We start from the raw sequence: 12,898 nt of genomic DNA, 5'->3' as shown, positions 1-12,898 counted from the left end.
AGGCGAGCGGCTCACCGAGCCGGATCAGACGCGGCGACGCTTCGGCGGACGGCAGCCGTTGTGCGCCTGCGGGGTGACGTCCTGGATCGAGCCGACCTCGAGGCCTGCGGCCTGGAGCGAGCGGATCGCGGTCTCGCGGCCGGAGCCCGGACCCTTCACGAAGACGTCGACCTTCTTGACGCCGTGCTCCTGCGCCTGACGCGCAGCGGACTCGGCAGCAAGACCTGCGGCGTACGGGGTCGACTTGCGCGAGCCCTTGAAGCCCACTCCACCCGACGACGCCCAGCTGATGACAGCGCCGGACGGGTCGGTGATCGAAACGATGGTGTTGTTGAACGTCGACTTGATGTGGGCCTGGCCCAGCGCGATGTTCTTCTTTTCCTTGCGGCGCGGCTTGCGCGCGGCGGCCTTGGGTGCAGCCATGAAAGTGTTCTCCTAGTCCCTGGGGCCGCGCTTAGCGGGCCTTCTTCTTGCCTGCGACGGTGCGCTTCGGGCCCTTGCGGGTACGGGCGTTGGTCTTGGTGCGCTGACCACGGACCGGGAGACCACGACGATGGCGGATGCCCTCGTAGGAGCCGATCTCGACCTTGCGGCGGATGTCTGCGGCGACCTCGCGGCGGAGGTCACCCTCCACCTTGTAGTTGCCTTCGATGTAGTCGCGGAGGATGATCAGCTGGTCGTCGCTGAGGTCCTTCACGCGGATGCTCTCGTCGATCTCCGTCGCCTTGAGGATCTCGACGGAGCGGGTACGGCCGACGCCGTAGATGTAGGTAAGGGCGATCACCACGCGCTTGTCGCGCGGGATGTCAACGCCGGCAAGACGTGCCATGCGGTTCTCCTGGGTGGTGTGGAGGTGTGGGACAGGATCGGTGCTCGGGCCTCCGCCCGAGGTGTCCTCTTCGCCGGTGCCTGAGCCCCGACGAAGGATCTGATCCTGCCGTCTGTGTGTTCAGTTGTGAGATGTGCGCGAGCGATGCCGCGCAGCGCAGGTCAGCCCTGGCGCTGCTTGTGACGCGGGTTGCTCTTGCAGATCACCATGACGCGGCCGTGGCGGCGGATCACCTTGCAGTGATCGCAGATGGGCTTGACGCTGGGGTTGACCTTCATGATGTTTCCTGTTCGCTGTCTTCGTACCGCCTCGAGACCGAGGCAGGCCGTTACTTCTCGACCGGTCTAGCGGTAGCGGTAGACGATACGGCCGCGAGTCAGGTCGTAGGGGCTGAGCTCCACGACCACGCGGTCTTCGGGGATGATGCGGATGTAGTTCTGCCGCATCTTGCCGGAGATCGTTGCCAGGACCTTGTGTCCGTTGCTCAACTCAACGCGGAACATCGCATTGGGGAGAGCCTCGGAGATCACGCCCTCGATCTCGATGACACCGTCTTTCTTAGCCATAGCCTCGCTGACGCTTCTGCAGACCGGTCGATCTGCGGTGGGTGATTGGATGGTGATGCTGAGCCGCCGGACACGCCGAATCAAGGCACAAAGCACCAAAGATCTATGTTAGACGCTTCGGGGCCATCCGGCAACTTGAGCGCCGGCGACATGCCGGAGCCCGGCTCTCACCGAAGAAGCGGGCCGCTCCCGAAGGAGCGACCCGCTGCGAACGTGCGACCGATCAGCCGATCAGGTCTGTGAGCTTCTTCATGTCGGCAGCGTTGGAGAGGTCGAGACGGGTCCCGTCGATCTCCACCGTGGGGGTGCCGCCGATCTCGTTGGACTTCGCCTGCGCGACGCCGAACTTGCGGTAGGTCTCGTCCGTGATGCACTCGACCGAGTCTTCGGCGCCCACCTGCGTCGCGAATGCCGCGAGTTCGTCGGTGGTGAGTCCCGAGGAGTTCTCGGCGGGCTGGTTCTGGAACAGCGTGTCGGCGTAGTCGACGTACAGCTCGGGGTTCGACTCGGCGACGCAGACGGCGGCGCCAGCCGAGCGGGAGGAGTAGTCCGTGCCCTGCGAGAAGCGATCGAGGATGGCGATCGGGTGGTAGGCGAGCGTGATGCGCCCGTCCGCGGCTGCAGCCTGCAGATCGGCGCCGAACTGGTCTTCGAAGGTCTTGCAGATCGGGCACTGGAAGTCCACGAAGACCGACACGGTCTGGTCGCCGTCACCGAGCGAGATCGCACCCGACTCGGCGTCGAAGGACTCATTGCTCGTCGGCGCGGCGCCGGGAGCAGTGGCCTGGTTGTTCAGGAACACCACGAGGCCACCCAGGGCTACCAGCACCACGACCACGGCGATCGAGACGCCGATCGCGAACCAGTTGGTGTTGCTCTTCGCCGCTGCCATTACTATCCGATCTCTCGAGGCTCGACCCCGAACGGGGCGAGTCCGGCTCTTCCTCCATCGGGCGCGGTGAGCACCCAGATACCACCATCATGGCGGGCCACGCTATGTTCCCAATGTGAGCCGTCCGTGCCGTCGACGGTCGTGACGGTCCAGTCGTCATCCTCGACGTAGGTCGCCTCACCGCCCGCCGTCACCATTGGTTCGATCGCGAGCACGAGGCCCGGCTTGATCTCGGCGCCCGGGTCGGGCGTGCGGTAGTTGAAGACGCTCGGTGCCTCGTGCATCTTGCGGCCGATCCCGTGGCCGACGTACTCGCGGAGAATGCCGTAGGGCTCCCCCGACACCGCAGAGGGCCCCTGCGCCTCGATGTACCCCTGAATCGCGGCACCGATCTCGCCGATGTGCTGCGCGGTCGCCATCGCGGCGATGCCTGCCCACATCGATCCCTCGGTCACGCGCGAGAGCTCCTCGCGATGCGCGACGAGCTCGGGGCGTTCCAGGTCGGGCACCACGACGGAGATCGCGCTGTCGCCGTTCCAGCCCTGGAACTGCGCGCCGCAGTCGACCGAGACGATGTCGCCCGGCTGCAACACCCTGTCGCCGGGGATCCCGTGCACGACCTGCTCATTCACCGAAACGCAGATCGTGTGCTGGTAGCCGCGCACGAGCTGGAAGTTGGACTCCGCGCCGCGGGCGATGATCGCGGCGTTCGCGGCGGCGTCGAGCTCGAGCGTGGTGACACCCGCGCGGATCAGCGGACGGACGGCGTCGAGCGCCTCAGCCGTGATGAGCCCTGGCTCCACCATCGACCGCAGCTGAGCCGGGGTCTTGTAGATCGACCGGCGGAACATCGTCAGTCGCTCAGGCCGCGAGCCGCAGACCGCGTGCGGTCAGTGCGGCGAACACGCGGCTGGTGATCTCGTCGAGCGAGCCGACACCGTCGATGCGATCCACGATGCCCTTGGCGCCGTACGCCTCGAGGATCGGAGCGGTCTCGCGCTCGTAGATGTCGAGGCGGTGGCCGATGCCCTCGGGGGTGTCATCCGATCGCCCCTGCTCGGTGGCACGCAGCGTCAGGCGCTCCATGCTCACCTCACGCGGCACATCGAGCAGGATGACGGCGTCGAGGGACTCCCCGCGCTCCGCGAGGAAGGTGTCGAGGTGCGCCACCTGGGCGGCGTTGCGCGGATACCCGTCGAGCAGGAATCCGTTGGCGGCGTCCTCCTGCGACAGGCGGTCGCGCACGATCTCGCTCGTCAGCTCGTCGGGCACGAGGTCCCCGGCATCGAGGACAGCGGTGACCTGCTGACCGAGCGGGGTGCCCTCTTTGATGTTCGCGCGGAAGATGTCTCCCGTCGAGACGACCGGGATGCCGTACGACTCTGCGATGCGGACACCCTGCGTGCCCTTGCCCGAGCCCTGGGGGCCGACGATCAGGAGCCGTGCGGATGTCGTCATCGAAGAAGCCCTTCGTAGTGGCGCTGCTGCAGCTGCGCGTCGATCTGCTTGACCGTCTCGAGACCCACACCCACGATGATCAGGATCGAGGCACCCCCGAACGGGAAGTTCTGGTTGGCGCCGACCGTGGCCAGGGCGATGAGCGGGATCAGCGCGATCAGACCCAGGTAGATGGAACCCGGGAGCGTGATGCGCGTCAGGACGTAGTCGAGGTACTCGGCGGTCGGGCGACCGGCACGGATGCCGGGGATGAACCCGCCGTACTTCTTCATGTTGTCGGCGACCTCGACCGGGTTGAACGTGATCGCGACGTAGAAGTACGTGAACCCGATGATGAGCAGGAAGTACGCGAGCATGTACACCGGCTGGTCGCCGGTGGTGAGGTACGTGCTGATCCAGGTGACCCAGGCCGGCGGAACCGTGCCGTCCTGCGGGGTGTTGAACTGCGCGATCAGCGCCGGGATGTACAACAGCGACGACGCGAAGATGACCGGGATCACACCCGCCATGTTCACCTTGATCGGGATGTAGGTGTTCGTGCCGCCGTAGGTGCGGCGACCGACCATGCGCTTGGCGTACTGCACCGGGATGCGTCGCTGGGATTGCTCGACGAACACGACGAGCCCCATCACGATGATGCCGACCGCCAAGACCAGGAGGAAGGTCTCGAAGCCACGGCTCTCCCAGATCATGCCCATGGCGCCGGGGAACGTCGCGGCGATGGACGTGAAGATCAGCAGCGACATGCCGTTGCCGATGCCGCGTTCGGTGACGAGCTCGGCGAACCACATGATCAGGCCGGTACCGGCGGTCATCGTCATGATGATGAGCAGCTGCGCCCACCAGACGTCGTTGGTGAGGAGGTTCTGGCACGCGGCGATGTCGGTCGCGCCGAAGAGCTGACCGCTGCGGGCCACCGTCACCAGCGTCGTCGACTGCAGCAGAGCCAGCGCGATCGTCAGGTACCGCGTGTACTGGGTCAGACGGGCCTGGCCTGCCTGACCTTCCTTGTGCAGCGCCTCGAAGTGCGGGATGACCACGCGGAGCAGCTGGGTGATGATCGTCGCCGTGATGTACGGCATGACGCCGAGCGCGAAGATCGACAGCTGGAGCAGTGCGCCACCGGAGAAGAGATTGACCAGACCGAGCAACCCGTCAGCGCCCGCATTCTGCGCGAGGCACTCCTCGACGTTCGGGAAGTTCACGAACGGAGCGGGGACGTTGGAGCCGAGACGGTAGATGGCGATGATCGCCAACGTGAAACCGATCTTCCGACGCAAGTCCGGGGTGCGGAAGATCCGCGCGATGGCGCTAAACAAGGACGTTCCTCCTGAAAAGGTTGCCGGATCCCGAAGGACGGCTGAATGACCAGGGTAACCTACCCGACGGAGCCGGGAGACCGAAGCACAAGAGGGGCCGGAGAATCTCCGGCCCCTCTTGTGTGGTGGTTACTTGACGGATCCGCCCGCAGCCACGATCTTCTGCTCGGCAGAACCCGAGACCTTGTCGACCGCGACGGTGAGCTTCACGGCGATGTCGCCGTTTCCGAGAACCTTGACCTTCTCGTTCTTGCGAACGGCACCCTTGGCGACCAGGTCGCTGATGGTGACATCGCCACCCGAGGGGTACAGCTCCGCGAGCTTCTCCAGGTTCACGACCTGGTACTCCACGCGGAACGGGTTCTTGAACCCGCGCAGCTTCGGGGTGCGCATGTGCAGAGGCATCTGCCCACCCTCGAAGCCGACGCGAACGGTGTTGCGAGCCCGGGTGCCCTTGGTACCACGGCCTGCAGTCTTACCCTTGGAGCCTTCACCACGGCCGACGCGAGTCTTGGCGGTGTTGGATCCGGGGACCGGACGCAGGTGGTGCACCTTCAGCACGCCGGGGCGGGATGCCGCAGCGTCCTTCTTCGGCGCGGCCTTCTTGGCAGCGGGCTTCTTTGCTGCAGAGTCGGCCGTGGCGTTGCTGGCAGCGGACTTGGCCGGTGCCTTCTTCGCGGCGGGCTTCTTCTCTGCGGCAGCCTTGGGAGCGGCAGCCTTCTTCGGGGCCTTGGTGGCCTCGACGGCGTCGTTCTTCTCAGCCATTAGTCGATCTCCTCAACCTTGACGAGGTGGGCGACGGTCTTGACGTAACCGCGCGTCTGCGCGTCGTCGGGGCGAACGGTGCTGTCACCGATTCGCTTCAGACCGAGGCTGCGCAGCGTGTCACGCTGGTTCTGCTTCTCGCTCACCTTGGACTTGACCTGCGTGACCTTGAGGCGCGAAGCCATCAGGCACCTACCTTCTGTGCGGCGATGGCGTCGGCCTCCGCACGAACCAGACGCGCCGGAGCGACCTGGTCGAACTCGAGGCCACGACGTGCGGCGACCGCACGGGGCTCCTCGAGCTGCTTCAGGGCGGCAACGGTCGCGTGCACGATGTTGATCGTGTTGGACGAGCCGAGCGACTTCGACAGCACGTCGTGGATACCGGCGCACTCGAGCACGGCGCGGACGGGACCACCCGCGATGACACCGGTACCGGCAGCAGCCGGACGCAGCAGCACCACACCGGCGGCAGCTTCACCCTGCACCGGGTGCGGGATCGTGCTGGCGACGCGCGGAACGCGGAAGAAGTTGCGCTTGGCCTCTTCGACACCCTTCGCGATCGCGAGAGGGACCTCACGGGCCTTGCCGTAGCCGACGCCCACCAGACCGTTGCCGTCGCCGACGACGACGAGAGCGGTGAAGCTGAAGCGACGACCACCCTTGACGACCTTCGACACGCGGTTGATCGTGACGACGCGCTCCAGGAACTGGTTGTCACCACGGTCGCGCGAATTGCGGTCGCGGCCACCGCCCTGGTTGCGATCGCGACCGCCGCCGCGGCGGCCCTCGCGAGCCGGCTCGGCCTGGGTCGTGCCGGCAGCCGTCTCAGAGACGACGGCAGCCGCCTCGGGAGCGGCAGCAGCCGTTTCGGTCACTTCGTTCTCCTTGTTGTCACTCACAGTGCCAGACCCCCCTCGCGGGCGCCGTCGGCGATGGCGGCGACACGACCGGCGTAGCGGTTGCCGCCACGGTCGAACACTGCCTCGGAAACGCCTGCAGCCTTCGCGCGCTCGGCGAGAAGCTCGCCGACCTTGCGTGCCTTGGCGGTCTTGTCGCCCTCGAGCGAGCGCAGGTCGGTCTCGAGCGTCGAAGCCGACGCCACGGTGTGACCCTTGCTGTCGTCGACCAGCTGCACGAAGACGTGGCGGGCCGAGCGGTTGACGACGAGGCGCGGACGCACCTCGGTGCCGACGACCTTCTTGCGAAGGCGGGCATGACGACGCGCGCGGGCGTCAGACTTTGACTTGAGAGCCATGGTTACTTACCACTCTTTCCGGCCTTGCGACGCACGTTCTCGCCGGCGTAGCGAACACCCTTGCCCTTGTACGGCTCGGGCTTGCGGATCTTGCGGATGTTGGCAGCTGCCTCACCGACAGCCTGCTTGTCGATACCGCTGACGGTGAGCTTGTTCGTGCCCTCGACCGTGAGCGTGATACCGGCCGGCGGGTCGATCAGGACCGGGTGCGAGAAGCCGAGAGCGAACTCGACCGAGCCGCCCTTCTGAGCGACGCGGTAACCGGTTCCGACGACCTCGAGACCCTTGGTGTAGCCCTGGGTCACGCCGATGATGTTGTTGTTGATGAGCGTGCGGGTCAGGCCGTGGAGCGACCGCGACTCACGCTCGTCGTCGGGACGGGAGACCAGAACCTGGCTCTCCTCGACCGCGACCTCGATGGGGCTGGCCACCGTGAGGGTGAGTTCACCCTTGGGGCCCTTCACCGCGACCTCACGGCCGGTGACCGAGACGGTCACGCCCGCAGGAACGTCGATGGGAAGTCGTCCGATACGCGACATTTCGAATTACCACACGTAGGCGAGAACTTCTCCGCCCACGCCCTTCTGCTCTGCCTGACGGTCGGTGAGAAGACCGGAGGAGGTGGACAGGATGGCCACGCCGAGGCCGCCGAGGACCGTGGGAAGCTCGGTGGACTTCGCGTAGACGCGGAGGCCGGGCTTCGAGACGCGCTTGATGCCAGCGATCGAGCGCTCGCGGTTCGGGCCGTACTTCAGCTGCAGGGTGAGGTTCTTCCCGACGCGTGCGTCAGAGATCTCCCAACCGGCGATGTAGCCCTCCTGCTGGAGGATCTCGGCGATGTTCGTCTTGAGCTTGCTCGACGGCAGGGTCACGGAGTCGTGGTGCGCCGAATTCGCGTTGCGCAGACGGGTCAGCAGATCTGCGACCGGGTCTGTCATTGTCATTGTTGTTTTCCTTTGTTCATGAGGTTCCGGCTGCCGTTACACGACAGACGGCCTGCGATGACACGCAATCTTCAATTGTACGGCCACTTCGACGAGCTCGATGACCGAACGACAGGCTCAGCGGCCGGAAGGCCGCTGAGCCTGTCAGAGGGTTACGCCTGTACGTCTTCCGAGCGGAACGGGAAGCCGAGGTGGCGGAGCAGTGCCCGACCCTCGTCATCCGTCTTCGCGGTGGTGACGACGGTGATGTCGAAACCGCGAACCCGGTCGATCTTGTCCTGATCGATCTCGTGGAACACGCTCTGCTCCTGGAGACCGAAGGTGTAGTTGCCGTTGCCGTCGAACTGCTTGCCCGAGAGGCCGCGGAAGTCGCGGATACGGGGCAGTGCGAGCGAGACGAGGCGATCCACGAACTCCCACGCGCGGTCACCGCGGAGGGTGACGTGCGCGCCGATGGCCTGTCCTTCACGCAGCTTGAACTGCGCGATGGACTTGCGGGCCTTCGTGACGATCGGCTTCTGGCCGGTGATCTTGGTGAGATCGTCGACCGCGCCGTCGATCACCTTGCTGTCGCGAGCTGCCTCGCCGACACCGGTGTTCACGACGACCTTGACCAGTCCGGGGATCTGCATGACGTTCGCGTAACCGAACTCTTCCTGCAGCGCCTTCTTGATCTCGGTGTTGTACTTCTGCTTCAGGCGCGGCTGGATCTTGCCAGCCGGCGCGGCAGTGTCGGTGCTCATCAGAGGTCCTTACCGCTCTTCTTCGCGAAACGCACGCGGACGGTGCGCTTGACGCCGTCCTTGGTCTGCTCCTCGACCCGGTGGCCGACCTTGGTCGGCTCCTTGGTCGAGGGGTCGACGAGTGCGACGTTCGAAATGTGGATGGAGGCCTCGACAGTCTCGATGCCGCCCGTCTTGCTGCCACGCTGCGTCTGACCGACGCGCGTGTGCTTGGTGACGTAGTTCACGCCTTCGACGATGACGCGGTTCTTGTCGGACAGGATCTCGAGGACCTTGCCCTGCTTGCCGCGGTCGCCGCCACGCTCCTGCGTGGCTCCGGTGATGACCTGAACCAGGTCACCCTTCTTGATCTTCGCCATGATTAAATGACCTCCGGCGCCAGCGAGACGATCTTCATGAACTTCTTGTCGCGAAGCTCACGACCGACCGGTCCGAAGATACGGGTGCCGCGGGGCTCCCCGTCGTTCTTCAGAATCACTGCGGCGTTCTCGTCGAACTTGATGTACGAGCCGTCGGAACGGCGCGTCTCCTTCTTGGTGCGGACGATGACCGCCTTGACGACATCACCCTTCTTGACGTTCCCACCGGGGATCGCGTCCTTGACGGTCGCGACGATGGTGTCACCGAGGCCGGCGTAACGACGCTTGGAGCCACCGAGCACGCGGATGGTGAGGAGCTCCTTGGCGCCGGTGTTGTCGGCGACCTTGAGTCGGGATTCCTGCTGGATCACTTGGCCTTCTCCAGAATCTCCACCAGGCGCCAGCGCTTCGTGGCGCTCAGCGGGCGGGTCTCGTTGATCAGGACCAGGTCGCCGATGCCGGCGGAGTTCGCCTCGTCGTGCGCCTTGACCTTCGAGGTGCGGCGGATGACCTTGCCGTAAAGCGGGTGCTTCACGCGGTCCTCGACCTCGACCACGATGGTCTTGTCCATCTTGTCGCTGACGACGTAGCCGCGACGCGACTTGCGGTAGCCACGGGCAGCGGCGTCACGCACGTCGTGCGCAGACGACTCGTGTCCTGCGGCGGACTGCGTCTCCACAGTCTCTTCCTTCTTGGTGGCCATCACTCAGCCTCTTCCTTCACGGCGTCGTCGGCGGAGTCCGCCTTCTTCGCCTTCGACTTGGTCGCCTTCTTGGCCGGGACCTCGACCGGAGCTGGCGTCGCACGGATGCCCAGCTCGCGTTCGCGGATCACGGTGTAGAGACGCGCGATGTCGCGCTTGACGGCGCGGATGCGGCCGTGGCTCTCCAGCTGGCCGGTGGCCGACTGGAAACGGAGGTTGAACAGCTCCTCCTTGGCCTTGCGCAGCTCCTCTACGAGGCGCTGGTCTTCGAACGTGTCGAGCTCTGCCGGAGCGAGCTCCTTGGTGCCGATCGCCATTACGCGTCGCCCTCCTCGCGCTTGATGATGCGTGCCTTGAGAGGCAGCTTGTGAATGGCACGGGTGAGTGCCTCGCGAGCGAGTTCTTCGCTCACGCCGGCGACCTCGAAGAGGACGCGACCCGGCTTGACGTTGGCGACCCACCACTCGGGGGAACCCTTACCGGAACCCATGCGGGTCTCGGCAGGCTTCTTCGTGAGCGGACGGTCCGGGTAGATGTTGATCCAGACCTTTCCACCACGCTTGATGTGACGGGTCATGGCGATACGAGCGGACTCGATCTGACGGTTCGTGACGTATGCAGGCGTGAGTGCCTGGATGCCGTACTCGCCGAACGAGACCTCGGTACCACCGGTAGCCTGACCCGAGCGACCCGGGTGGTGCTGCTTGCGGAACTTGACCTTACGGGGGATGAGCATTATGCCGACGCTCCTTCTGCGACAGGTGCCTCGTTGCGCGGCGCGCGGCGGCGGTCGCCACCACGGTCGTCACGACGGGACTTCGGTGCATTGGCCTGCTCGCGAGCGAGCTCCTTTGCGGTGAGGTCGCCCTTGTAGATCCAGACCTTCACACCGATACGGCCGAAGGTGGTCTTCGCCTCGTAGAAGCCGTAGTCGATGTTCGCGCGCAGGGTGTGCAGCGGCACACGACCTTCGCGGTAGAACTCCGACCGGCTCATCTCCGCGCCGCCGAGGCGACCGGAGACCTGGATGCGGATGCCCTTGGCGCCGGCGCGCTGAGCGCCCTGCATACCCTTGCGCATCGCGCGACGGAAGGCCACACGAGCAGAGAGCTGCTCGGCGACGCCCTGTGCGACGAGCTGAGCATCAGCCTCGGGGTTCTTGACCTCGAGGATGTTCAGCTGGATCTGCTTGCCCGAGAGCTTCTCGAGGTCGCCACGAATGCGCTCGGCCTCGGCTCCACGACGACCGATCACGATGCCCGGACGGGCGGTGTGGATGTCGACGCGGACGCGATCACGGGTGCGCTCGATCTCGATGTTCGAGACTCCGGCGCGGTCGAGCTGCGTCTTGAGCAGGTTACGGATCTTGATGTCCTCGGCGACGTAGTCGGCGTAACGCTGACCCGGCTTCGTCGAGTCGGAGAACCAGCGCGACACGTGGTCGGTGGTGATACCGAGACGGAAGCCGTACGGGTTTACCTTCTGTCCCATTACTTGCTCGCCTTCTTGTTGCTGTCGCCCGTGGCGGCCGGAGCTGCCTCAGGCGTCGAGAGCACGACCGTGATGTGGCTCGTGCGCTTCTTGATCTGGAAAGCGCGACCCTGTGCACGGGGACGGAAACGCTTGAGCGTCGATCCCTCGTCCACGTACGCGTTAGCCACGTACAGGTCCTGCTCGTCGAGGAACTCGCCGTCGCGATCCGCCTTGACCTGCGCGTTGGCCATGGCCGACGCGACAAGCTTGTAGATCGGCTCACTGGCGCTCTGCTGTGCGAACTTCAGGATCGCCAGAGCCTCCTGGGCCTGCTTGCCCTTGATGAGCGCGACGACACGACGAGCCTTCTGAGGGGTCACGCGGATGTGTCGCACGCGTGCGATGGACTCCACCATTTCTCTCTCCTCTACGCCGGGCGCGTCAGCGCCGGCGACCCTTCTTGTCGTCCTTCTCGTGGCCGCGGAAGGTGCGGGTGGGCGCGAACTCGCCCAGCTTGTGACCGACCATGGTCTCGGAGACGAACACGGGGATGTGCTTGCGTCCGTCGTGGACCGCGATCGTGTGACCCAGCATGGCCGGGATGATCATGGACCGGCGAGACCAGGTCTTGATGACGTTCTTGGTGCCCTTATCGTTCTGACCGATCACCTTGCGAAGCAGGTGCTCGTCGACGAAGGGGCCCTTCTTAAGACTGCGAGGCATCTTCTCTTACTCCTACTTACGCTTCTTGCCGGCGTTACGACGACGCACGATGTACTTGTCGCTTTCCTTGTTGGCGTGGCGGGTGCGACCCTCAGCCTGGCCCCAAGGAGAAACGGGGTGACGACCACCGGAGGTCTTACCCTCACCACCACCGTGGGGGTGGTCGACCGGGTTCATCGCGACACCACGGACGGTCGGGCGGACGCCCTTCCAGCGCATGCGGCCGGCCTTGCCCCAGTTGATGTTCGACTGCTCGGCGTTGCCGACCTCGCCGATGGTCGCGCGGCAGCGCGCATCGACGTTGCGGATCTCGCCCGAGGGCAGACGCAGCTGAGCGAAGGCGCCGTCCTTGGCGACGAGACGGACGGATGCTCCGGCCGAACGTGCCATCTTCGCGCCGCCGCCGGGGCGGAGCTCGATCGCGTGGATGACCGTACCCGTGGGGATGTTCCGCAGCGGGAGGTTGTTGCCGGGCTTGATGTCAGCCCCGGCACCCGACTCGACGACGTCGCCCTGCTTCAGCTTCGCCGGCGCGAGGATGTAGCGCTTCTCGCCGTCGAAGTAGTGCAGGAGCGCGATGCGCGCGGTGCGGTTGGGGTCGTACTCGATGTGAGCGACCCGAGCGTCGACGCCGTCCTTGTCATTGCGACGGAAGTCGATGACACGGTACTGGCGCTTGTGGCCACCACCGATGTGACGGGTCGTGATGCGGCCCTGGTTGTTACGACCACCGGTCTTCGAGAGCGGGCGCAGCAGCGACTTCTCCGGCGTCGATCGTGTGATCTCGGCGAAGTCAGCCACCGACGAGCCGCGACGGCCCGGGGTCGTGGGCTTGTACTTGCGAATAGCCATTATTGTCCTTATCCC

At 65.4% G+C, this 12,898-nt stretch carries 24 protein-coding genes; all 24 read right to left on the bottom strand.

What is annotated here, in order from left to right; translation table 11 throughout:
* Positions 1–24: 24 nt before the first annotated feature.
* The gene (gene rpsK, locus AC2D10_RS15650; protein WP_136055213.1) at positions 25–423 is read right to left on the bottom strand and encodes a 30S ribosomal protein S11; all 399 of its coding nucleotides are present in this window, start codon (positions 421–423) and stop codon (positions 25–27) included.
* Between the two features lie 31 nt (positions 424–454).
* Entirely contained in the window at positions 455–829 is a 375-nt protein-coding gene (rpsM, locus tag AC2D10_RS15645; protein WP_341973769.1) for a 30S ribosomal protein S13, read from the bottom strand.
* Between the two features lie 161 nt (positions 830–990).
* A complete protein-coding gene (gene rpmJ, locus AC2D10_RS15640; RefSeq protein ID WP_005050492.1) occupies positions 991–1,107 on the bottom strand; it encodes a 50S ribosomal protein L36 in 117 nt (38 codons plus the stop codon).
* A gap of 66 nt (positions 1,108–1,173) precedes the next feature.
* On the bottom strand, positions 1,174–1,395 hold the full coding sequence (infA, locus tag AC2D10_RS15635; RefSeq protein ID WP_017201569.1) for a translation initiation factor IF-1: 222 nt from the start codon (positions 1,393–1,395) through the stop codon (positions 1,174–1,176).
* Positions 1,396–1,618: 223 nt separating this feature from the next.
* Positions 1,619–2,287, bottom strand: a complete 669-nt coding sequence (locus tag AC2D10_RS15630) for a DsbA family protein (protein WP_484708979.1) — start codon at positions 2,285–2,287, stop codon at positions 1,619–1,621.
* Positions 2,288–2,289: 2 nt separating this feature from the next.
* Positions 2,290–3,138, bottom strand: coding sequence for a type I methionyl aminopeptidase (gene map / locus AC2D10_RS15625; protein WP_484708978.1), 849 nt, complete (start codon positions 3,136–3,138; stop codon positions 2,290–2,292).
* Positions 3,139–3,148: 10 nt separating this feature from the next.
* Positions 3,149–3,745 carry an adenylate kinase gene (locus AC2D10_RS15620; RefSeq protein ID WP_484708977.1) on the bottom strand — a complete coding sequence of 199 codons (597 nt, stop codon included), beginning with the start codon at positions 3,743–3,745 and terminating at the stop codon, positions 3,149–3,151.
* On the bottom strand, positions 3,742–5,064 hold the full coding sequence (gene secY / locus AC2D10_RS15615) for a preprotein translocase subunit SecY (RefSeq protein ID WP_484708975.1): 1,323 nt from the start codon (positions 5,062–5,064) through the stop codon (positions 3,742–3,744). Before secY ends, AC2D10_RS15620 begins: the two co-directional genes overlap by 4 nt.
* A 129-nt stretch (positions 5,065–5,193) precedes the next feature.
* Positions 5,194–5,829, bottom strand: coding sequence for a 50S ribosomal protein L15 (rplO, locus tag AC2D10_RS15610; protein ID WP_484708974.1), 636 nt, complete (start codon positions 5,827–5,829; stop codon positions 5,194–5,196).
* On the bottom strand, positions 5,829–6,014 hold the full coding sequence (gene rpmD, locus AC2D10_RS15605; protein ID WP_046013417.1) for a 50S ribosomal protein L30: 186 nt from the start codon (positions 6,012–6,014) through the stop codon (positions 5,829–5,831). Before rpmD ends, rplO begins: the two co-directional genes overlap by 1 nt.
* Positions 6,014–6,730 (bottom strand): 30S ribosomal protein S5, encoded by a 717-nt coding sequence (gene rpsE, locus AC2D10_RS15600; protein WP_484708973.1) that lies wholly within the window; start codon positions 6,728–6,730, stop codon positions 6,014–6,016. Before rpsE ends, rpmD begins: the two co-directional genes overlap by 1 nt.
* Positions 6,727–7,086, bottom strand: a complete 360-nt coding sequence (gene rplR, locus AC2D10_RS15595) for a 50S ribosomal protein L18 (RefSeq protein ID WP_029260926.1) — start codon at positions 7,084–7,086, stop codon at positions 6,727–6,729. The genes rpsE and rplR overlap by 4 nt, the downstream gene beginning before the upstream one ends.
* A gap of 2 nt (positions 7,087–7,088) precedes the next feature.
* A complete protein-coding gene (rplF, locus tag AC2D10_RS15590) occupies positions 7,089–7,625 on the bottom strand; it encodes a 50S ribosomal protein L6 (protein WP_484708971.1) in 537 nt (178 codons plus the stop codon).
* Positions 7,626–7,631: 6 nt separating this feature from the next.
* Positions 7,632–8,030, bottom strand: a complete 399-nt coding sequence (gene rpsH, locus AC2D10_RS15585; protein ID WP_484708970.1) for a 30S ribosomal protein S8 — start codon at positions 8,028–8,030, stop codon at positions 7,632–7,634.
* Positions 8,031–8,182: 152 nt separating this feature from the next.
* Positions 8,183–8,773, bottom strand: coding sequence for a 50S ribosomal protein L5 (gene rplE, locus AC2D10_RS15580; protein WP_484708968.1), 591 nt, complete (start codon positions 8,771–8,773; stop codon positions 8,183–8,185).
* Positions 8,773–9,132, bottom strand: a complete 360-nt coding sequence (gene rplX / locus AC2D10_RS15575; protein ID WP_484708967.1) for a 50S ribosomal protein L24 — start codon at positions 9,130–9,132, stop codon at positions 8,773–8,775. The genes rplE and rplX overlap by 1 nt, the downstream gene beginning before the upstream one ends.
* A gap of 2 nt (positions 9,133–9,134) precedes the next feature.
* Positions 9,135–9,503 carry a 50S ribosomal protein L14 gene (gene rplN / locus AC2D10_RS15570; RefSeq protein ID WP_463794072.1) on the bottom strand — a complete coding sequence of 123 codons (369 nt, stop codon included), beginning with the start codon at positions 9,501–9,503 and terminating at the stop codon, positions 9,135–9,137.
* Positions 9,500–9,835: a 30S ribosomal protein S17 gene (gene rpsQ, locus AC2D10_RS15565; protein WP_484708965.1), complete on the bottom strand. Its 336-nt coding sequence runs from the start codon at positions 9,833–9,835 to the stop codon at positions 9,500–9,502. The genes rplN and rpsQ overlap by 4 nt, the downstream gene beginning before the upstream one ends.
* Positions 9,835–10,152 carry a 50S ribosomal protein L29 gene (gene rpmC / locus AC2D10_RS15560; protein ID WP_045278747.1) on the bottom strand — a complete coding sequence of 106 codons (318 nt, stop codon included), beginning with the start codon at positions 10,150–10,152 and terminating at the stop codon, positions 9,835–9,837. The genes rpsQ and rpmC overlap by 1 nt, the downstream gene beginning before the upstream one ends.
* A complete protein-coding gene (gene rplP / locus AC2D10_RS15555; protein ID WP_484708962.1) occupies positions 10,152–10,571 on the bottom strand; it encodes a 50S ribosomal protein L16 in 420 nt (139 codons plus the stop codon). The genes rpmC and rplP overlap by 1 nt, the downstream gene beginning before the upstream one ends.
* Positions 10,571–11,326, bottom strand: coding sequence for a 30S ribosomal protein S3 (gene rpsC, locus AC2D10_RS15550; protein ID WP_463794081.1), 756 nt, complete (start codon positions 11,324–11,326; stop codon positions 10,571–10,573). Before rpsC ends, rplP begins: the two co-directional genes overlap by 1 nt.
* Positions 11,326–11,724: a 50S ribosomal protein L22 gene (gene rplV / locus AC2D10_RS15545; RefSeq protein ID WP_484708959.1), complete on the bottom strand. Its 399-nt coding sequence runs from the start codon at positions 11,722–11,724 to the stop codon at positions 11,326–11,328. The genes rpsC and rplV overlap by 1 nt, the downstream gene beginning before the upstream one ends.
* Positions 11,725–11,749: 25 nt before the next feature.
* Positions 11,750–12,031, bottom strand: a complete 282-nt coding sequence (rpsS, locus tag AC2D10_RS15540) for a 30S ribosomal protein S19 (protein ID WP_484708958.1) — start codon at positions 12,029–12,031, stop codon at positions 11,750–11,752.
* 12 nt (positions 12,032–12,043) lie between these two features.
* Positions 12,044–12,883: a 50S ribosomal protein L2 gene (gene rplB / locus AC2D10_RS15535; RefSeq protein ID WP_484708956.1), complete on the bottom strand. Its 840-nt coding sequence runs from the start codon at positions 12,881–12,883 to the stop codon at positions 12,044–12,046.
* Positions 12,884–12,898: the final 15 nt, after the last annotated feature.

This window comes from Microbacterium sp. PI-SA-G, from assembly GCF_057215335.1.
This window is presented reverse-complemented; position numbering and strand designations above follow the sequence as displayed.